Origin of the sequence: Actinokineospora sp. UTMC 2448, assembly GCF_024760565.1 — a bacterium.
Taxonomy (GTDB): Bacteria; Actinomycetota; Actinomycetes; order Mycobacteriales; family Pseudonocardiaceae; genus Actinokineospora; species Actinokineospora fastidiosa.
Map to the genome: position 1 here is coordinate 5,429,419 of NZ_CP031087.1, position 18,777 is coordinate 5,448,195.

15 protein-coding genes, 2 tRNA genes and 1 pseudogene are annotated in these 18,777 nt (G+C 72.3%); 8 read left to right on the plus strand and 10 right to left on the minus strand.

What is annotated here, in order from left to right; all coding sequences use genetic code 11:
* Positions 1-158: 158 nt before the first annotated feature.
* Both Actkin_RS24785 and Actkin_RS24790 read left to right on the plus strand, forming a co-directional pair.
* On the plus strand, positions 159-758 hold the full coding sequence (locus Actkin_RS24785) for a sigma-70 family RNA polymerase sigma factor (protein WP_258904433.1): 600 nt from the start codon (positions 159-161) through the stop codon (positions 756-758).
* On the plus strand, positions 755-1,492 hold the full coding sequence (locus Actkin_RS24790) for an anti-sigma factor (protein WP_258904434.1): 738 nt from the start codon (positions 755-757) through the stop codon (positions 1,490-1,492). The genes Actkin_RS24785 and Actkin_RS24790 overlap by 4 nt, the downstream gene beginning before the upstream one ends.
* On the opposite strand, the gene Actkin_RS24795 is transcribed toward Actkin_RS24790, so the two are convergent.
* The 3 genes from Actkin_RS24795 to Actkin_RS24805 are packed head-to-tail and all read right to left on the minus strand — an operon-like array spanning position 1,489 to position 4,300.
* Positions 1,489-2,586: a cystathionine gamma-lyase gene (locus Actkin_RS24795; protein WP_396122825.1), complete on the minus strand. Its 1,098-nt coding sequence runs from the start codon at positions 2,584-2,586 to the stop codon at positions 1,489-1,491. The two genes, Actkin_RS24790 and Actkin_RS24795, sit on opposite strands and share 4 nt — an antisense overlap.
* The gene (locus Actkin_RS24800) at positions 2,586-3,584 is read right to left on the minus strand and encodes an NAD(P)H-dependent glycerol-3-phosphate dehydrogenase (protein WP_258904436.1); all 999 of its coding nucleotides are present in this window, start codon (positions 3,582-3,584) and stop codon (positions 2,586-2,588) included. Before Actkin_RS24800 ends, Actkin_RS24795 begins: the two co-directional genes overlap by 1 nt.
* Positions 3,581-4,300: a lysophospholipid acyltransferase family protein gene (locus Actkin_RS24805; protein WP_189213393.1), complete on the minus strand. Its 720-nt coding sequence runs from the start codon at positions 4,298-4,300 to the stop codon at positions 3,581-3,583. The genes Actkin_RS24800 and Actkin_RS24805 overlap by 4 nt, the downstream gene beginning before the upstream one ends.
* A gap of 91 nt (positions 4,301-4,391) precedes the next feature.
* Between Actkin_RS24805 and cofC the strand changes: the two genes are divergently transcribed.
* From cofC to Actkin_RS24820, 3 genes are read left to right on the plus strand one after another with little or no spacing between them, the layout of a single operon-like run.
* Positions 4,392-4,985, plus strand: a complete 594-nt coding sequence (cofC, locus tag Actkin_RS24810) for a 2-phospho-L-lactate guanylyltransferase (protein ID WP_189213394.1) — start codon at positions 4,392-4,394, stop codon at positions 4,983-4,985.
* Positions 4,986-5,034: 49 nt separating this feature from the next.
* Positions 5,035-7,197 carry an RNA degradosome polyphosphate kinase gene (locus tag Actkin_RS24815; protein WP_189213395.1) on the plus strand — a complete coding sequence of 721 codons (2,163 nt, stop codon included), beginning with the start codon at positions 5,035-5,037 and terminating at the stop codon, positions 7,195-7,197.
* A 4-nt stretch (positions 7,198-7,201) separates the two neighbouring features.
* On the plus strand, positions 7,202-8,062 hold the full coding sequence (locus Actkin_RS24820) for an NUDIX hydrolase (protein WP_258904437.1): 861 nt from the start codon (positions 7,202-7,204) through the stop codon (positions 8,060-8,062).
* Between the two features lie 398 nt (positions 8,063-8,460).
* On the opposite strand, the gene Actkin_RS24825 is transcribed toward Actkin_RS24820, so the two are convergent.
* The 3 genes from Actkin_RS24825 to leuC all read right to left on the minus strand — a co-directional run bounded on the left by Actkin_RS24825 (position 8,461) and on the right by leuC (position 11,391).
* Positions 8,461-9,126, minus strand: coding sequence for an HU family DNA-binding protein (locus tag Actkin_RS24825; protein ID WP_189213397.1), 666 nt, complete (start codon positions 9,124-9,126; stop codon positions 8,461-8,463).
* A 247-nt stretch (positions 9,127-9,373) separates the two neighbouring features.
* Complete coding sequence (gene leuD / locus Actkin_RS24830; protein ID WP_258904438.1) at positions 9,374-9,976, minus strand: 3-isopropylmalate dehydratase small subunit; 603 nt, start codon at positions 9,974-9,976, stop codon at positions 9,374-9,376.
* 11 nt (positions 9,977-9,987) lie between these two features.
* On the minus strand, positions 9,988-11,391 hold the full coding sequence (gene leuC, locus Actkin_RS24835; RefSeq protein WP_258904439.1) for a 3-isopropylmalate dehydratase large subunit: 1,404 nt from the start codon (positions 11,389-11,391) through the stop codon (positions 9,988-9,990).
* A gap of 64 nt (positions 11,392-11,455) precedes the next feature.
* Here leuC and Actkin_RS24840 point away from each other — a divergent pair, with 64 nt between their 5' ends.
* A complete protein-coding gene (locus Actkin_RS24840; RefSeq protein WP_189213400.1) occupies positions 11,456-12,157 on the plus strand; it encodes an IclR family transcriptional regulator in 702 nt (233 codons plus the stop codon).
* Between the two features lie 1,400 nt (positions 12,158-13,557).
* On the opposite strand, the gene Actkin_RS24845 is transcribed toward Actkin_RS24840, so the two are convergent.
* The 4 genes from Actkin_RS24845 to gltX all read right to left on the minus strand — a co-directional run bounded on the left by Actkin_RS24845 (position 13,558) and on the right by gltX (position 16,285).
* A tRNA-Glu gene (locus tag Actkin_RS24845) sits at positions 13,558-13,630 on the minus strand.
* A gap of 73 nt (positions 13,631-13,703) precedes the next feature.
* Positions 13,704-13,775 (minus strand) — tRNA-Gln (locus Actkin_RS24850).
* A gap of 98 nt (positions 13,776-13,873) precedes the next feature.
* A complete protein-coding gene (locus Actkin_RS24855; RefSeq protein ID WP_258904440.1) occupies positions 13,874-14,665 on the minus strand; it encodes an HAD family hydrolase in 792 nt (263 codons plus the stop codon).
* A gap of 135 nt (positions 14,666-14,800) precedes the next feature.
* Entirely contained in the window at positions 14,801-16,285 is a 1,485-nt protein-coding gene (gltX, locus tag Actkin_RS24860) for a glutamate--tRNA ligase (RefSeq protein ID WP_258904441.1), read from the minus strand.
* A 100-nt stretch (positions 16,286-16,385) separates the two neighbouring features.
* On the opposite strand from gltX, the gene Actkin_RS24865 reads away from it, so the two are divergent.
* The gene (locus Actkin_RS24865; protein WP_258904442.1) at positions 16,386-17,612 is read left to right on the plus strand and encodes an FAD-dependent oxidoreductase; all 1,227 of its coding nucleotides are present in this window, start codon (positions 16,386-16,388) and stop codon (positions 17,610-17,612) included.
* Positions 17,613-17,637: 25 nt separating this feature from the next.
* Positions 17,638-18,690 (plus strand): annotated as a pseudogene (locus Actkin_RS24870) (aminotransferase class V-fold PLP-dependent enzyme); the annotation flags it as partial.
* Between the last annotated feature and the right edge of the window lie 87 nt (positions 18,691-18,777).

The window sequence follows — 18,777 nt, forward strand, 5'->3', positions numbered from 1 at the left end:
CCGCCGGTCGGAACCGATGCGCGTCAACACGGGTAGCAGGAAAGCAGACCCCGGGCGCGGTCGCAACGCGGTCCACCCGATGGGACACCAATCCGGGTGGGCCGCGCGGGCGAATGACAGAGTGCGACACATCCGCCGGACCTGACGGGAGCTGCACCATGGCCGAACGCGCGCGGAGGCTCTCCGGCGTGCCCGACACCCCCGCGGAGCCCGCGCCCGACCCCGCCGCCCTGCTGCACCGGGTGGCCAGGGGCGACGAGTCGGCGTTCGAGCGGCTCTACGACGCGGTGTCGGGCCCGGTGTTCGGCCTGGTGCGGCGGATCGTGCGGGACCCGGCGCAGTCGGAGGAGGTGACCCAGGAGGTGATGCTGGAGCTGTGGCGCACGGCCGCGCGCTACTCCCCCGACCGCGGCTCCGCGATGACCTGGGTGATGACGCTGGCGCACCGCCGCGCGGTCGACCGGGTGCGCTCGGCGCAGTCGGCCACCGACCGCGAGGACCGCGCCCACCGGCAGGAGGCCGCCCGCCCGTTCGACGAGGTCGCCGAGCAGGTGAGCACCCGCCTGGAGTACGAGCAGGTGCGCCGCTGCCTCGGCTCGCTGACTGAGTTGCAGCGCGAGTCCGTCGAGCTGGCGTACTACAAAGGACTGACCTACCGCGAGGTGTCCGAACTGCTGGGCACCCCGCTGGGAACCATCAAGACCCGCCTGCGCGACGGCCTCATCCGCATGCGCGACTGCCTGGGGGTGGCCCGATGACCAGCGCCGACATCCACGCGCTGACCGGCGCCTACGCCCTGAACGCGATCCCGGAGCCGGAGCGCGCGGCGTTCGAGCGCCATCTCGCCGAGTGCGGCGCCTGCGCGCAGGAGGTCGCCGAACTGCAGGCGACCGCCGCGCGGCTGGGCGAGGCCGTCGCCGAGTCGCCGCCCGCGGCCATGAAGGCGGCGGTGATGGCCCGCATCCGCGACATCCGCCAGCTGCCCCCGATCGGCTCGGACGGCGCTGGCGCCCCGCCCGCCCGCTCGCCGTGGCCGGTGCGCATCCTGGGCATGGCCGCCGCGGTGCTGTTGGTGGTGTCGGTGTCGTTGGGCGTCGTGCTCTACCAGACGCGCGCGGACCTCGCCGACACCCGCGCGCAGGCGGCCGTGATGTCGGAGATCCTGTCGGCGGGCGACGCCGAGCTGGTGACCGGCGCGGTGGACGGTCTGTCCGGCACGGTCGTCTACTCCCGGGAGCGCGGCGACATCCTGCTGCTCGCCGACGGCGTCCCGGCCGCGCCCGAGGGGAAGACGTACCAGGTCTGGCTGATGGGCGGGCGGACGCCGTTCCACTCCGTCGGCCTGGTCACCCCGGACGGCCGGGGCCGCGCGGCGATCGTCGACACCACCGGGGAGGTCGCGAGCGCCACCAACGTGGGCATCACGATCGAGCCGGAGGGCGGCTCGGCGGCGCCGTCGACCGAGCCGATCATGCAGATGGACCTGTCCTAGCCGAGCGCGGCGAGGACGTCGGCGACCAGGTCGTCGGGGTCCTCGCAGCCGCAGGAGATCCGCAGCAGGCCGGGCGGCACGGCGTCGCCCCAGCGCTCGCGGCGGTCGGCTGTGGTGTGCAGGCCGCCGAAGCTCGTGGCCGAAGCGATGAGCGCGGACCGCTCGACGAACTCGGCGGCGGCCTCGGCCGACTCCAGCTCGATGGTGAGCACGCCGCCGAAGCGGCGCATCTGCCGGACCGCGACGGCGTGCGCCGGGTCGTCGGGGCTGCCGGGCCAGCGCAGCCGCCTGACCCCTGGGTGGCCGCGCAGCGCGGCGTGCAGGGCGGCGGCGTTCTCGGCCTGGCGGGCCAGGCGCAGGTCGAGCGTGCCCAGCCCGCGCAACGCCAACCAGGTCTCGAAGGGGCCGGGGATCGCGCCGGAGGTGGTCCGCTCGGCCAGCAGGCGCGCCGCCCACTCCGGCGACGCCGCGGTGATGTGGCCGAGCACGACGTCACTGTGCCCGGCGAGCGCCTTGGTGTCGCTGGCGACGACGAAGTCCGCCCCGAACTCCAGCGGCCGCTGGCCCAGCGGGGTCGCGGTGGTGTTGTCCACCGCCACAAGCGCTCCCGCGGCATGCGCCCGCTCGACGACGGCGGCGATGTCGCAGACGTCGAGCCCGGGGTTGGAGGGGGTCTCGATGAGGACCAACCGCACCCCGGCGAAGTCCGCATCGGCGAGGTTCCCCCGCGCGTCAGGGGGAGTTGTCGGCAGTTCGCGGACTGTGAGGGTCAGGAAGTCGTGGGTGTAGCGGCGGGCTAGGTAATAGCCGTCCGACGGGACCACGACGGTGTCGCCGGGGGTCGTGACCGTGCGGAGCAAGGCCGAGATCGCGGCCATTCCGGAGGGGTAGACCAGGCAGGCGCCGCCGTCGAGGTCGCCGATGGCCGACTCCAGCGCGCGCCAGGTCGGGTTTCCGGCGCGGCCGTAGAAGTCCGCAGTGGGGTCGTCGGCCAGGTGGAACTGGGAGGCCATGACCAGTTGCGGCGGGACGGGGGCGCCGGGGGTCTCCTCGGGCAGCCCGGCCCGCACGCAGCGGGTGCCGTCTCCGGTCATCATCGCTCCGGTTTCGTCTTGCGGCCGATGAGCTCGCCCGCCATCTCGCCGGGGTGGAAGCCGTCGTGGCAGACGCGGTGGACGACCTCGGTGATCGGCATCTCGACGCCGTGGCGGGCGGCGAGCTCGCGGATCGGCGAGCACGACTTCACGCCCTCGGCGACCTGCCCGTGCTGGGCGGCCTGCGCCTGGGCCACCGTCTCGCCGCGGCCCAGCCGCTCGCCGAACGTGCGGTTGCGCGACAACGGCGACGAGCACGTCGCCACGAGGTCGCCCAGCCCGGCGAGGCCGCTGAGGGTCATCGGGTCGGCGCCGAGCGCCGCGCCGAGGCGGGCGGTCTCGGCCAGCCCCCGGGTGATCAGCGTGGCCAGGGTGTTCGCGCCGAACCCCAGCCCCGCCGCCATGCCGCAGGACAGCGCGATGACGTTCTTGCACGCCCCGCCGATCTCGCAGCCCACCACGTCGGTGATGGTGTACGGGCGGAAGTAGCCGTTGGTGCACATCCGCTGCAGCGCCACGGCCCGGTCGTGGTCCTCGCAGGCGATGACGGTCGCCGTCGGCTGCTCGGCGGCGATCTCCTTGGCCAGGTTCGGCCCCGACACCACCGCGATCCGGTCCTGGCCGACGCCCGCGACGTCGGCGACGACCTCGCTCATCCGGCGCAGCGTGCCCAGCTCGATCCCCTTGGCCAGGCTCACCAGCGTCGCGTCCGGGTGCAGCAGGCCCCGCCACGCCGTCAGGTTGTGCCGCAGCGACTGGCTGGGCACCGCGAGCACCACCGTCGTCGCGCCGTCCAGCGCCTCCCGGGGGTCCGATGTGGAGCGCAGCCGGTCGGGCAGCCGGACGCCGGGCAGGTACTCGGCGTTCTCCCGGTCCGCGGCGATGGCCTCGGCGAGGTCGCGGCGGCGGGCCCACAGCAGGACGTCCTGCCCGGAGTCGGCGAGCACCTTGGCGAAGGTCGTCCCCCACGACCCCGCGCCGAGCACGGTGACGGTCACTGCTCGGCCTCGCGGCGCGCCCCCGCGCTGTAGAACTCCGCGGGCGCCGGCTCGTCGCGGATGTCGGCCAGCAGGTCGCGCACGCGGGTCATCAGCAGGTCGGTGACCTCGCGCAGCACCTGGTTGGTCACCGGCTGCCCGCGGTAGGCCGAGAGGTCCACGGGGTCGCCGACGACGGTCCAGACCCGCTTGCGCGGGAACGGGCGGAACTTCTTGGAGTAGCCGTTCCAGATGTCGTTGGTCCCCCATCGGGCAGCGGGCAGCACCGGCACGTCGTTCTCCAGCGCCAGGCGGGCCACGCCGGTGCGGGCGCGCATCGGCCAGCCGGTCGGGTCCTTGGTGATGGTGCCCTCGGGGTAGATGACGACGAGCTTGCCCTCGCGCAGCGCGGCGTGCGCGGCCTTGAGGCTGTCGGCGGCGCTCGTGCTGCCCCGGTACACCGGGATGCCGCCGGACCCGGCCAGGATGCGGCCGAACACGGGCACCTTGAACAGGCTGTCCTTCGCCATGAACCGCGGCACCCGCCGGTTGCGGTGCACGAAGACGGCGTCGTTGGGCGGGTCCAGGTGGGACACGTGGTTCATCACCAGCAGCGCGCCGCCGGTCGCCGGGATCTTCTCCGCGCCCCGGTAGGTGCGCTTGCCCAGCCAGCTCAGCGGGTAGAAGATCGATGCGGCCGCCAACACCCAGAAGCCGCTCTTCTCGCGCTTGCCCACCCCGGTCCTCCTCTTCGTCGGTGCTGAGGTGAGAGTCTGGCTTGCGCCCGCGCTGGGGGTCCAGACGGGGGGGCTGGCAGGATCGCGAAGCATGGTCGACATCGTGATCCCGGTGAAGCACCTGGACCGGGCGAAGTCGCGGCTGCGGGGCGCGCACCCCGACCACCGCGCGCTCGTCCTCGCCGTGGTCAGGGACACGGTCACGGCCGCGGTCGCGGCGAGCGCCGTGCGCACCGTGCTGGTGGTGTGCGAGGACGAGCGGGTGGTCGAGGGGCTGGCGGGCACCGGGGCGGAGTGCGTCGACGAGCGCGGCCTGCCCGGCCTCAACGCCACGCTGCGCTTCGGCGCGCGACTGCTGCGGGAGCGCGACCCGGACTCCGTCGTGGCCGCGCTGCAGGCCGACCTGCCCGCGCTGCGCCCCGGGGACCTCGACGCCGCCATCGCCGAGGCGGCGGGCAGGCGCGCGTTCGTCCCCGATCACGAGGGCACCGGCACGGTGCTGCTCCTCTCGGCCCCCGGCGGTCCGCTGATGCCGCGATTCGGCGTCGGCTCGGCCGCCCGGCACGCCGAGACCGCCGTCGCGGTGGGCGTCCACCTGGCCGCGCTGCGCCACGACGTCGACACCCCCGCCGACCTCGCCGCGGCCGCCGCGCTGGGTGTCGGTCGCCACACCGCCGCCCTCTGACCTGAGAATTCACACTCTTGGTGGGCTTTCGCCGCGTTGGTGGCGCAGAATGCGAAACGTGAGCACGGATCGCACCGCCGCCCCAGGACCCGACGCGCCCGAACCCCGTGGCGTGCCCGCCGCGCCACCGGCCGCCACCCGCGCCCAGGTGCCCACCGACCTGCCGGACGACCGCTACCTCAACCGGGAACTGTCCTGGTTGGACTTCAACGCCCGGGTGCTGGCGCTGGCCGAGGACGCCTCCCAGCCGCTGCTCGAACGGGCGAAGTTCCTGGCGATCTTCGCATCCAACCTCGACGAGTTCTACATGGTGCGCGTCGCCGGGCTGAAGCGCCGGATGGAGACCGGGCTCTCGGTGCGCAGCGCCGACGGGATGACCCCGCGCGAGCAGCTGGCCTGGATCGCCAAGCGCAACCAGGAGCTGGTGGAGCAGCACGCCAGGGCCTTCGCCGAGCACGTGCGCCCGGAATTGGCCGCCCACGGCATCCGGATCGCCACCTGGGGCGAGCTGACCACCGAGCAGAGCACCCGCATGTCGGTGTACTTCCGGGACCAGGTCTTCCCGGTGCTCACCCCGCTGGCCTTCGACCCGGCCCACCCCTTCCCCTACATCTCCGGCCTGTCGCTGAACCTGGCCGTCACCGTGCGGAACCCGGACGAGGGCCCGCCGCGCTTCGCCAGGGTCAAGGTGCCCGACAACGTGCCCCGGCTGGTCCCGGTCGACCGCAGCCCCGACGAGCGCACCGCGGTGTTCCTGCCGCTGGAGGAGCTCATCGCCGCGCACCTCGGGATGCTGTTCACCGGCATGGAGATCATCGAGGTGCACGCCTTCCGGGTCACCCGCAACGCCGACCTCGAGGTGGAGGAGGACCGCGACGAGGACCTCCTCAAGGCGCTCGAACGCGAGCTGGCGCAGCGGCGGTTCGGCCCGCCGGTGCGGCTGGAGGTCGCCGACGACATGAGCGACCACATGCTGGAGCTGCTGCTGCGCGAGATGGACGTGCACGAGAACGACGTCGTCGTCGTGCGCGACCTGCTGGACCTGTCGTGCCTGTGGGGCATCTACGCCGTCGACCGCAAGGAGCTGAAGGACCCGCCGTTCGTCCCCGCGACGCACCCGGCCTTCGCCGAGGGCGAGACGCCCAAGAGCGTGTTCGCCCGGCTGCGCGAGGGCGACGTCCTCGTGCACCACCCGTACCACTCGTTCTCCACGAGCGTGCAGCGGTTCATCGAGCAGGCAGCCGCCGACCCGCACGTGCTGGCCATCAAGCAGACGCTCTACCGCACCTCCGGCGACTCGCCCATCGTGGACGCGCTCATCGACGCGGCGGGCGAGGGCAAGCAGGTGGTGGCGCTGGTGGAACTCAAGGCGCGCTTCGACGAGCAGGCCAACATCAAGTGGGCGCGGACGCTGGAGAAGGCTGGCGTGCACGTCGTCTACGGGCTCGTCGGGCTCAAGACGCACTGCAAGACCGCGCTGGTGGTGCGCCAGGAGGGCTCGACGATCCGGCGCTACTGCCACATCGGCACCGGCAACTACAACCCGAAGACGGCCCGGCTGTACGAGGACATCGGCCTGCTGACCGCGGAGCCCGCGATCGGCGCCGACCTCACCGACCTGTTCAACGTCCTCACCGGCTACGCCCGCCAGGACCACTACCGCAGCCTGCTCGTCGCCCCGCACGGCGTGCGGCGCGGCATCATCGAGCGCATCGACGCCGAGATCGAGCACGCCCGCGCCGGGCGGCCCGCCGGGGTGCGGATGAAGGTGAACTCCCTGGTGGACGAGCAGGTCATCGACGCGCTCTACCGGGCGTCGCAGCACGGCGTCCCGGTCGAGGTGGTCGTGCGCGGGATCTGCGCGCTGAAGCCGGGCATCCCGGGGCTGTCGGAGAACATCCGGGTGCGCTCGATCCTGGGCCGGTTCCTGGAGCACTCCCGCACGGTGTGGTTCGTCGGGGCGGACGAGCACTGGATCGGCAGCGCGGACATGATGCACCGCAACCTCGACCGGCGGGTGGAGGTGATGGTTAGGGTGACCGACCCGGCGCTGACCGCGCAGCTGGCGCGCGTCTTCGAGTCGGCGATGGACCCGGCCACCCGCTGCTGGGTGCTGTCGGGCAACGGCGACTGGACGGCCTCGCCCGCCGACAGCGAGAACGTGCGCGACCACCAGACCGAGATGCTGCTCCGCCTGCGGTCCAGGGACTGAGCCGATGGCGATCGCAGCGGCGGGCGCGGTGCTGTGGCGTCCGGCTCCCGGCGGCGTCGAGGTGGCGGTGGCGCACCGTCCGCGCTATGACGACTGGAGCTTGCCCAAGGGCAAACTCGACCCGGGCGAGACCATTCACCGCGCGGCGGTGCGGGAGGTGTTCGAGGAGACGGGTCACCGCGCAGTCCTGGGCCGCCACCTGGGTCAGGTCGCGTATCGGGTGGGGCGTTCGGACAAGACGGTGGACTACTTCGCCGCCCGCGCGGTCTCCGGCTCCTTCGTCAGCAACGAGGAGGTGGACGAGCTCGTCTGGTTGCCCATCGCCGACGCGGCGGGGCTGCTGACCTACCACCACGACCGCGACGTCCTCGCCGCGTTCGCCGTGGCGCCGCTGGCGACGACGCTGCTGCTCGTGCGCCACGCCCACGCGGGCGACCGCTCCGAGTGGGACGGGCCGGACGAACTGCGCCCGCTGTCGGCGAAGGGCCACGCCCAGGTCGCCGCCCTGATGGAGTTCCTCCCCCTCTTCGGGCCGACCCGCGTCCACTCGGTGCCGAACGTCCGCTGCGAGGACACGGTGCGCCCCCTGGCCGAGCGGCTGGGCTGTCCGGTGACGCCCGAGAAGGGCCTCGGCGAGGCGGGGTACCAGGCCACGCCGGAAGCCGCCCACAGCCGCCTGCTGACCATCGCGGCGGGCCCCGGCACGGCGGTGGTGTGCAGCCAGGGCGGCGTCATCCCCAGCCTCCTCGACGCGCTGGGGGCGGAGTCCGGAGTGGAGGGGCACCGGGCCCGCAAGGGCAGCGTCTGGGTGCTCAGCCTGGACGGCGACAAGCTGGTGGGGGCGGATTACGTGGCCCGCCCGTAGCCAGCGGCAAGGGTGGAATCGGGGGCGCGGCGAAAGCCAGGGCGCTGAGCGATAAAGGGGGCCGCGTCGCCCGCACCCGGACCGAGAGGCGCTCTCGGCCCGACACACAATGCCCACCGCGGTCGAATGGCCTCTATCGCGGCCGGGCGGGCCCGAGTGGTCCGATCCGGCGCCTAAGCACCTGACAGAGCAAGTCCCGAGACAATGCAGGCCGCTGCGGCACGCCCTCGGTAAGTGGTCCCGATCCGGCTTCCGCTTCCGCATTGAGCAAGCGCCGAGAGGACACCGGTCGCCGGTGCCCAAGCGCCGGTGAACGGCCGAGAGCCCCGCACGTGGCCTGCGTGCGGGGCTCTCGCGAACTGGCGTCCGGGGCTTGCCGGACCGACCACCTCGTGGGCTTACTTCTTCGCGGCAGAGGTCCGCTTGGTGGTCCGGGTGGTGGTCTTCGCCGCCGCGGACGTCTTCTTCGCAGGCGTCGCCTTGGCGGTGGTCGCCTTCGCCGTGGTCGCCTTGGCGCGGGCCGGGGCCTTGGCCGCCGTGGTGGCCTTCGTCGCCTTGGTGGCCGTGGTCTTCGCCGCCGTCGTCTTGGCGGGCGCCTTGGCCGCGGTGGAGCGGGTGGCGCGCGCCGTCGTCGTCTTGGCGGCGGCGGGCTTCGCGGCCGCGGCGCGGGTCCGCGTGGTGGTGCTGCGGGTGGTGGCGGCCTTGGTGGCCGTGCCCGCAGCGGCGCGGGTGCCGGTCGCGGCGGTGCCGCGGGCGCCGGTCTTGGTGGCGGCCACCTTGGGCAGCTTCTTCGCCCCGCTGACGACCTCCTTGAACATCGTGCCCGCGCGGAAGGCGGGAACGTTGGTCTTCTTCACCTTCACGGTCTCGCCCGTGCGGGGGTTGCGGGCGGTGCGAGCGGCGCGGGCGCGCTTCTCGAAGACGCCGAACCCGGTGATGTTGACCTTCTCGCCCTTGTTGACCGTGCGAACGATCACGTCGACGAGACCGTCGACCGCAGCGCCTGCGGCCTTCTTGTCGCCCAGCCGCTCCGTAAGCGCCTCGATGAGTTGGGCCTTGTTCACGCTTCAGTCCTCCGTTGAGACCACACTGCAGTTACGGCCCATGGGCCGACCTTCACGTCACCGTATTCCTTTGGACGCGCAATTTCCACGCGACGCGCCCTAATTTTTCCTTGAACCGCCCGAGGTTCGCCAACCGGGGGGGTGGTTCGGGGCTCTTAGGGGGTCGCGTGGAGCGGGTGTGGAGCTATTCGGGAGGGGGCGGGGGCCGGATTCCCCGGCGTGGCCGCGGGGTTCCGGCCCCCGGCGTTCAGGACGCCGAAAGCGGCGTCGTCACCGGCTTCCACTTGGGCCTGGCCTGCTCAAACGCGTCGACGGCCGCCTCGTGGCGCAGGGTCAGGGCGATGTCGTCGAGCCCTTCCAAGAGCCGCCAACGGGTGTAGTCGTCGATGCGGAAGCGCGCGGTGAAGTCCTTGGCCGTGACGGTCTTCTCCGCGAGGTCCACGGTGACCTCCGTCCCCGGCTCGGCCTCCAGCAGCTTCCACAACAGTTCGATGTCGGTCTGGTCGAGCTCGGCGGCCAGCAGGCCCGCCTTGCCCGCGTTCCCGCGGAAGATGTCGGCGAACCGGGCGGAGAGCACCACCCGGAAGCCGTAGTCCGACAGCGCCCACACGGCGTGCTCCCGGGAGGAGCCGGTGCCGAAGTCGGGCCCGGCGACGAGCACGCTGCCCGACCGGTAGGGCTCGGCGTTGAGCACGAAGTGCTCGTCGCCCCGCCACGCGGCGAACAGGCCGTCCTCGAAGCCGGTCCGGGTGACCCGCTTGAGGTAGACCGCCGGGATGATCTGGTCGGTGTCCACGTTGGACCGGCGCAGGGGCACGCCGACGCCGGTGTGGCTGGTGAACGGCTCCATGAGGGTCCCTCTCAGTTCAGGTCGGCCGGGGAGGACAGGGTGCCCCGGACCGCGGTCGCGGCGGCCACCAGCGGGGACACCAGGTGGGTGCGCCCGCCCTTGCCCTGCCTGCCCTCGAAGTTGCGGTTCGATGTGGACGCGCTGCGCTCGCCGGGGGCCAGCTGGTCGGGGTTCATGCCCAGACACATGGAGCAGCCCGCCTGCCGCCATTCGGCGCCCGCCTCGGTGAAGACCCGGTCCAGCCCCTCGGCCTCGGCCTGGGCGCGCACGCGCATGGACCCGGGCACGACCAGCATCCGCACGCCCTCGGCGACGCGATGGCCCCGCAGGACGTCGGCGGCGGCGCGGAGGTCCTCGATGCGCCCGTTGGTGCACGAGCCGAGGAAGACCGTGTCGACGGTCACCTCGCGCAGAGGGGTACCCGGTGTCAGTCCCATGTACGCCAGCGCCTTCTCCGCGGCGATCCGGTCGGTCTCCTCGGCGAAGGACTCCGGGTCCGGCACGGCGGCCGACAGCGGCAGCCCCTGGCCCGGGTTGGTGCCCCAGGTCACGAACGGCGCGAGCGCGGCGGCGTCGATGACGACCTCGGCGTCGAACTCGGCGTCGGGGTCCGTGCGCAGTTCCCGCCACGCCTCGACGGCGGCGTCCCAGTCGGCGCCCTTGGGCGCGTGCGGGCGGTCCTTGAGGTAGGCGAAGGTGGTCTCGTCGGGGGCGATCATCCCGGCGCGCGCGCCCGCCTCGATGGACATGTTGCAGATGGTCATCCGCGCTTCCATGGACAGCGCCTCGATGGCCTCGCCCCGGTACTCCAGCACGTAGCCCTGCCCGCCGCCGGTGCCGATGCGGGCGATGACGGCGAGGATGAGGTCCTTGGCCGTGACCCCGGCGGGCAGGTCGCCGACGACGGTGATCGCCATGGTCTTGAAAGGACGCAGCGGCAGCGTCTGGGTGGCGAGCACGTGCTCGACCTCGGAGGTGCCGATGCCGAACGCGAGCGCGCCGAACGCGCCGTGGGTCGAGGTGTGGCTGTCGCCGCAGACGACCGTCATGCCCGGCTGGGTGAGGCCGAGCTGCGGGCCCACGACGTGCACGATGCCCTGCTCGGCGTCGCCCATCGGGTGCAGCCGGACGCCGAACTCCGCGCAGTTGCGGCGCAGCGTCTCGACCTGCGTGCGGGAGACCGGGTCGGCGATCGGGAGGTCGATCCCGATGGTCGGGACGTTGTGGTCCTCGGTGGCGATGGTGAGGTCGGGCCTGCGCACCGGCCGGTTCGCCAGCCGCAGCCCGTCGAAGGCCTGCGGGCTGGTCACCTCGTGGATGAGGTGCAGGTCGATGTAGAGCAGGTCCGGCTCGGCGCCGTCGCCCCGGCGCACGACGTGCTGGTCCCAGACTTTCTCGGCGAGCGTCTTACCCATCGCTCATCACCATCAGCTTCCCACTTGCTGGACATCCCATATGACGGGAAAGTAGTATCGAGACGTGGGACAGCATAGCGGCATCGGCGTTCTGGACAAGGCGATGGCGGTTCTGCAGGCCGTGGCGAAGGAGCCGTGCGGCCTCGCGGAGCTGTGCAGCAAGACGGGCCTGCCCCGCGCGACGGCCCATCGCCTGGCGGTAGGACTGGAGGTCCACCGCCTGCTCCGCCGCGGCTCCGACGGCCGCTGGCGGCCGGGGACCGCGCTCGCGGAACTGGCGGGCGGGGCCACCGACCCCCTGCTCGACGCCGCCGCGGCCGTGCTGCCGAGGCTGCGCGACCGCACGGGCGAGAGCGTGCAGCTCTACCGCAGGGATGGTCTGTACCGCATCTGCATCAGCTCGGCGGAGCCGCCGAGCGGCCTGCGCGACACCGTCCCGGTGGGCGCCCGGCTGCCGATGACGGCGGGCTCGGGCGCGAAGGTCCTTGCCGCGTGGGCGGATCCGGCCACCCAGCGCAGCCTGCTGCAGGAGGCGGTGTTCGGAGAGCGGGCGCTGCTGGAGGTCCGCAGGCGCGGCTGGGCCCAGAGCGTCGCCGAACGCGAACCCGGCGTGGCCAGCGTCTCAGCCCCGGTCCGCGACACCGGGGGCGTCGTCGTGGCCGCGGTCTCGGTGTCCGGCCCCATCGACCGCATGGGCCGCCGCCCCGGCGCCCGCTGGGCAGCCGACCTCCTAGCCGCCGCAGACGCCCTACAGAACCGCCTCTGAGACCACCCCGCCACCCACGGCCCACAGCCATCGGCAAGGGACACAGAAATGGCGCGTGGGTGGCCCAGCCGGGGACCGATCGAGGAAGCGGACCGACGACCAGGTTCGCCGACGGCCAGCCCAGCGACGCCCCCCGCCTACCGACCCAGTCCGATGGGGAGCAGACGCAGCAGACGAGCCGAATGATTCGCACCACCCGGCCCGAACGAGGCGAACCCCCGCCACCAGCACGAGCCGGTGCGCCAGGAGCAAAGGCCCACCCGACCAGCAAACCCGGCCCGCTCCGAGCAACGCCCGACCCAAGAAGGGCCAGGCAAATCGCCTCCCTGGGGCAGGTGGGCTCGCCGCGCCCGCCCGGTTCGCCGGGATGACCCGTTCCGACACGGTCGCCCGGTTGGACAGGACGGCCGATTCCATCGGCTCGCCCGGTCGGGAGGAATCCGTCGGTTCGACGGGGTGAGCCCGGTCCCCTGGACGGCCCGGTTCGACAGCGGCAGGGCCCGTGGGATCAGTCCGTTCCGCGGGACAGGACGGTCCGGCACGATCGGACGGGCCCGGCGGCTGGGCTCGGTTCGGCAAGGCCAACGCTGCGGCGGCTGGCTGGGTCCGTGGGACCGGCCGGCCCCGTGGAACAAGCCGGTTCCGCCCGACAGGCCGATTCGTGAGATGGGCCGGTTCCGCAGGGCAGGCCGATTCGACGGGACCAGTCGGTTCGACGGGTGGTCCGGGCGGTGGGGTCAGTCGCCGGCCGACAATGGGGTGTCCAGGCCCTACCCCAGCCCATCGGTGAGGCTGTGGAGACGGACGGCGCGCAGGACGCGGTCGAGGCTGTTAGGCCCGTGAGGCGGTCGTTCCGCAGGGAGCGACCGGTTCCCCCGGGGCAGTCGTTTCGCGTAGAAGGACCAACCCACAGGACGAGCTCGGTTCGGTGCGACGGACCGTTGGTTGGAACAGGCCGGTCCGGTCGGGACAGTTCCTCGGCTCACCCACGGTCAGCCCGCTTCGGCAACGTCACCCGGGACAGTCCGCCGGGAACGATCCCGCCCGAGACCGACCACCGAATAGGCGCGGGGCCAGCAGGGAAGAGACCGGTGTGGGCGGGTTTGGGGAGTGTGGGCGGTGGTGGCAGGGTCGCTTTGCGGTGGCTGTGACTGTGGTGACGGGGTCAGCTCGCTGTCAGCTTCTAGGCCGGTTTGACAACCCGCCCGCACGCCGACCCGACCACACCCCAACACCCCAACCTGACCACGCTGGGTCGAGACCTACCGCACTCCCCCAACCCGACCACGCTGGGTCGAGACCTACCGCACCGTGGGGGTGTGGGGGCTCGGCCCCCACACGCAATAACGGAAAGATCCCTGTCACCGCTTTCCGGTGACAGGGATCTCCCAATCTTTACGTAGCCCCGACGGGATTTGAACCCGCGCTACCGCCTTGAGAGGGCGGCGTCCTAGGCCGCTAGACGACGGGGCCGTGGACTTTCATTCAGTTGGTCTTGCTCTCTTGCTGGCTGGAAGCTTACCAGAGGGCTTCTGGAGGCTTTCCGCTGGGGTACCAGGACTCGAACCTAGACTAACTGAACCAGAATCAGTCGTGCTGCCAATTACACCATACCCCAATGACCTCGCCCTGACCCGGCAGCTTGCGCTGTTCGGCCCGGCGCGTTGTCATGGAAGATGTTAGACCACGACCCGGCTGATCGAGAAATCAGGGGGTCTACCCGCGCTGCGCGGGCACTCCGCCGCTGGTCGTGACGGTGGGGGTGCGGAACTCGGTGACCAGCAGGGTGGGCAGGTCGGACAGGCTGTCGATCACGTGGATGCCGGGTTCGACCGGGCCGGGGTGGGCGGCGCGGTCCAGCCAGACGCCGTGGAGGCCCGCGTTGGCGGCTGCGCGGGCGTCGAGGTCGATGCGGTCGCCGACGTGCATGGTGTGCTCCGGCAGGACGTCCAGCTCGGCGCAGGCGGCGTGGAAGATGGCCGGGTCGGGCTTGGCCACGCCGAGGGCGCCCGCGCTGATCACGGCGTCGAAGAAGCGGGCGAGGCCGACGCGGGCCAGGCGGGCGTGCTGGTCGGGGTGTGAGGCGTTGGTCACAGCGGCGATCCGGAACCCGGCCGCGCGCAGCCAGTCCAGGGTGGGGGCGGCGTCGGGGAACGCGCGGTTGAGGCGGGTCATGCGGTCGCGGCGGCGGTCCTCCAGCACGGCGACGGTGGCCTCGTCGAAGTCGGCGCCCTGGGCGTCGAGGAACGCCTTCGTGCGGACCCGGCGCATGGTGTCGTGGTCGAACTCGCCGGCGATGGCGCGGGCGCTGTGGTCCTCGGTGATCTCCAGCCACGCAGGCCACAGGTCGTCGCGGCCGGTCAATTCCGACAGTGCCATTCTGGCCGAGCCGGTGAAATCGATCACCGTGTCGTCGACATCCAGGCAGATCGCGTGAATCGTTGGCGGGAGCGCGGCGGGCATGGACACGTGCGTGAGGGCAGCGAAAGACGACCGCGCAGAAGTCATTACGGCAGATTAGATCGCGGATCGGGCATTGCGACTCGTCTGCCCAGGTGATGTTTCGGGATCTTTTTCGGTCAAGCCGCGGCGGTCCGCGACAAAGGCCGTGAAAGGCCTATATCGCGGACCGTCGGCGTGTCGTTACGGCAGTGCCTTCCGCAGCCGGGTGAGGGTGCGCTCCCGGCCCAGCAGCTCCAGCGACTCGTACAGCGGCGGGGACACCGTGCGGCCGGTCGTGGCCACCCGCACGGGCGCGAACGCCTTGCGCGGCTTGAGCCCGAGGCCGTCGATGAGCGCTGCCCTGAGCGCGCCCTCGATCGCCGAGGTCGTCCACTCCCCCAGTGCCGCAAGGGCTTCGATGCTCGCGTCCACAACGGGCTTGGCGTCGGGTCCCAGCGCCTTGGCCGCCGAATCGGGTTCGGGGGCGAAATCGGCCTCGTCGGTGAAGAGGAAGCGGACCATGCCCGCGGTGTCTGACAGCACGATCACCCGCTCCTGCACCAGCGGCGCGACGGCGGTCAGCGTGGCCAGCTGCTCGGCCGTCGGCTCGGCGGGCAGCAGCCCCTCGGCGATCAGGTACGGCACGGACCGGCTGACGAATTCGGCGACCGGGAGCGCTCGCAGGTGTTCGGCGTTGATCGCCTCGGCCTTCTTGATGTCGAACCGCGCGGGGTTGGGGCTGACCTTGCCGATGTCGAATGCCGACACCATCTCGTCCATCGTGAAGATGTCCCGGTCGTCGGCAATGGACCAGCCGAGCAGCGCGAGATAGTTCAACATTCCCTCGGGGATGAATCCGCGGGTGCGGTAGCCGAACAGATCCGATTCCGGGTCGCGCTTGGACAGCTTCTTGTTGCCCTCGCCGCGCACCAGCGGCATGTGTCCGAAGTGCGGGGTGAACTCGGCAACGCCGACGCGCTGCAAAGCCTCGTAGAGGGCGATCTGCCTCGGCGTCGACGGCAGCAGGTCCTCCCCGCGCAGCACGTGGGTGATCCGCATCAGCGCGTCGTCGACCGGGTTGACCAGGGTGTAGAGCGGCTGGCCGTTGGCGCGGACGAGAACCGGGTCCGGGACGCTGCCCGCGGGGAAGGTGATCTCGCCTCGGATGAGGTCGGTGAAGGTGATGTCGCGGTCGGGCATCCGCAGCCGCAGCACGGCATCGCGGCCCTCGGCGCGGTACGCGGCGCGCTGCTCGTCGGTGGTGTCGCGGTCGGCGTTGTCGTAGCCGAGCTTGGGGTCCTGGCCCGCGGCGCGGCGGCGGGCCTCGACCTCGTCGGGCGTGGAGTACGACTCGTACAGCTCGCCGCCGTCGACCAGCTTGGCGATCACCTCGCGGTAGCGGTCCTTGCGCTGGCTCTGCCGGTACGGGCCGTAGTCGCCGCCGACCTCGGGGCCCTCGTCCCAATCGATGCCCAGCCACCGCAGCGCGTCGAGGATGGCGGCGTAGCTCTCCTCGGAGTCGCGGGCGGCGTCGGTGTCCTCGATGCGGAAGACGAGCTTGCCGCCCGTGTGCCGGGCGAAGGCCCAGTTGAACAGGGCGGTCCGGATGAGCCCGACGTGCGGGGTGCCCGTGGGTGACGGGCAGAAGCGGGCCCGGACTGGGGTGTCTGCGTTTGGCGTGGTCATGGCGTGGTGAGCGTATCGCCGCCCGGCCGCTTGACCACTTCGGCGTCCGGGTGCATCCTGTAGTTATTCAACCACCGTTGAAAAACTGAGGAGGGGGATCATGGACCGGACGACGGTGTGCGTGGTCGGGGGCGGACCGGCGGGGATGGTGCTCGGACTGCTGCTGGCGCGCGCGGGCATCGAGGTGACGGTGTTGGAGAAGCACGCGGACTTCCTGCGCGACTTCCGCGGCGACACCGTGCACCCGCCGACCCTCGACCTGCTCGACGACCTGGGCCTCGGCGAGGAGTTCGCGAAGATCCCGCAGCGGCACATCGACACGGTCGGGCTGCCGTACCAGGGCCAGATCGTGCAGATCGGCGATCTGTCGCAGCTGAAGGGCAGGCACCCGTACATCGCGATGGTGCCGCAGTGGGACTTCCTCGACCTGCTCAAGCGCGCCGCGGAGGACGAGCCTGCGTTCCGCCTGCGCATGGAGACCGAGGCGACGGGGCTGCTGCGCGAGGGCGGCCGCGTGGTCGGCGTGACGTACCGGACCGCGGCGGGGGACGCCGGCGAGATCCGGGCGGACCTGACGGTCGCCTGCGACGGCCGTTCGTCGCTGCTGCGCGCGTCCGCCGGGCTGACGCCGAAGGAGTGGGCGACCCCGATGGACGTCTGGTGGTTCCGGCTACCGCGCCACGAGACCGACCCGTCGGGGATCGTGGGCAACATCACCGCGGCCCGCGCGGCCGTGATGATCGACCGGGGCGAGTACTGGCAGTGCGCCGTGCTGATCGGCAAGGGCACCGACCGGGCCGCGCGCCGCGGCGAGGTGGCCGACATCGTCCGCCAGCTCGGCGTCGGCACGCCGTGGGTGCTCGACCGGGTCGACGCCCTGGACTCCTGGGACGACGTCAAGGTGCTCGACGTGAAGCTGAACCGGCTGCACCGGTGGCATGTGGACGGTCTGCTGTGCATCGGCGACGCCGCGCACGCGATGTCGCCGGTGGGCGGGATCGGCATCAACCTCGCCGTGCAGGACGCGATCGCGACGGCGGGCCTGCTGGCGGACAAGATCAAGCGGGGCTCGCTGACCGGGGACGACCTCGCCCTCGTGCGGCGGCGCAGGCTGCTGCCGACCGTGGTCCTGCAGGGCATGCAGCGGTTCCTGCACCGGGTCGCGATCGGCCCGGTGGTGCGCGGCGAGGTCGAGGTCGCGATGTCGGACCGGCTGCCGCTGCCGATGCGGGTGCTGCGCCGGTTCCCGCGCCTGCGCGGACTTCCCGCGACCGTCCTTGGCCGGGGCGTGCGCACGGAGCCGACGCCCCGCTTCGCCCGCCGCTGACCGACCGGGCGGTAGGAATGGAGCCATGGATGCCTACCTGTCCCAGTTCGCCGAGCCGACCGGTTACCTCGACTTCGCCCGGTTCGGGCCGCCGAGCCGGGCGGTGCTCGACACCACGGCCGAGCTGATGCGACAGGCGGCGCACGCGGGCCCGGGGACGGTGGACGCGCTCATGGCCGAGGACGGCCGGGCCCGCGACGCGGTCGCCCGGCTGGTGGGCGCCGACGCCGACCACGTCGTGGTGCTGCCCAACACCAGCCTCGGCCTGGTGCAGGCCGCGTTCGGCTGCTCCGGCCGCGTGCTCGTGCCCGCGACGGACTTCCCGGCCAACACCTATCCGTGGGTGAAGGCCGAGCAGGCCGGACTGGTCAAGGTGGACTGGCTGACCGGACCCGCGACCCCCGACGCCATCGCCGCCGCGCTCACCCCGGAGACGGCGGCGGTGACGGTGGCGGCGGTGGACTTCCGCACCGGCTACCGGATGGACCTCGCCGCGGTCAGGGAGATCGTCGGCGACCGGCTGCTCATCGTCGACGCCATCCAGGGGTTCGGCGCGGTCACGGCCGCGTGGGAGGCCGCCGACGTCCTCGTGGCGGGCGGGCAGAAGTGGCTGCGCGCGGGCTGGGGCACCGGCTTCGGCGTCCTCTCCGACGCCGCGCTGGAGCGGCTGCGGCCCCTGGTGGCCAGTTGGGCGGGCGCGCGGGACCCGATGGTGTTCGACAACGAGATCCGCGAGCCCGCGGACACGGCCGCACGCTGGAAGATCACCCACCTCAGCCCGTTCGCCGCTGGCGCGCTCGCCGCGGCGCTGGAACTCGTCGAGGGCGTCGGGGTGGCCGCGATCGAGGCCCGCATCGCCGAGCGGGTGGGCAGGCTCGGCGACGTGGTCCGGTCGGCGGGCGGACGGGTCCTGTCGCAGGCGACCACGGTCCTGTCGTTCGCGATGCCGGACATCCCGCGCGCGGGGGCCGCGCTCCGGGAGCACGGCGTCGCCGCGACGGTCCGGCCGGGGCACATCCGGCTCTCGCCGCACGCCTCCACGACGGTCGAGTCCATCGACGCCGTGCGGGTGGCGCTGGCCGGATGAGCTACGCCGATCGGGTGGCCGCCGTAACGATCGTGCCGGAACCCCGACCGTCGTATCGGTAGAGTTGATCGCCGTACG

Excerpts from the sequence above, each read along its gene's own strand:
- Actkin_RS24795 (WP_396122825.1), bottom strand. The coding sequence starts at position 2,586 with ATGACCGGAGACGGCACCCGCTGCGTGCGGGCCGGGCTGCCCGAGGAG.
- cofC (WP_189213394.1), top strand. The coding sequence starts at position 4,392 with ATGGTCGACATCGTGATCCCGGTGAAGCACCTGGACCGGGCGAAGTCG.
- leuC (WP_258904439.1), bottom strand. The coding sequence starts at position 11,391 with ATGGGTAAGACGCTCGCCGAGAAAGTCTGGGACCAGCACGTCGTGCGC.
- leuD (WP_258904438.1), bottom strand. The coding sequence starts at position 9,976 with ATGGAGCCGTTCACCAGCCACACCGGCGTCGGCGTGCCCCTGCGCCGG.
- Actkin_RS24820 (WP_258904437.1), top strand. The coding sequence starts at position 7,202 with ATGGCGATCGCAGCGGCGGGCGCGGTGCTGTGGCGTCCGGCTCCCGGC.
- Actkin_RS24815 (WP_189213395.1), top strand. The coding sequence starts at position 5,035 with ATGCGAAACGTGAGCACGGATCGCACCGCCGCCCCAGGACCCGACGCG.
- Actkin_RS24855 (WP_258904440.1), bottom strand. The coding sequence starts at position 14,665 with ATGACTTCTGCGCGGTCGTCTTTCGCTGCCCTCACGCACGTGTCCATG.
- gltX (WP_258904441.1), bottom strand. The coding sequence starts at position 16,285 with ATGACCACGCCAAACGCAGACACCCCAGTCCGGGCCCGCTTCTGCCCG.
- Actkin_RS24785 (WP_258904433.1), top strand. The coding sequence starts at position 159 with ATGGCCGAACGCGCGCGGAGGCTCTCCGGCGTGCCCGACACCCCCGCG.
- Actkin_RS24865 (WP_258904442.1), top strand. The coding sequence starts at position 16,386 with ATGGACCGGACGACGGTGTGCGTGGTCGGGGGCGGACCGGCGGGGATG.
- Actkin_RS24790 (WP_258904434.1), top strand. The coding sequence starts at position 755 with ATGACCAGCGCCGACATCCACGCGCTGACCGGCGCCTACGCCCTGAAC.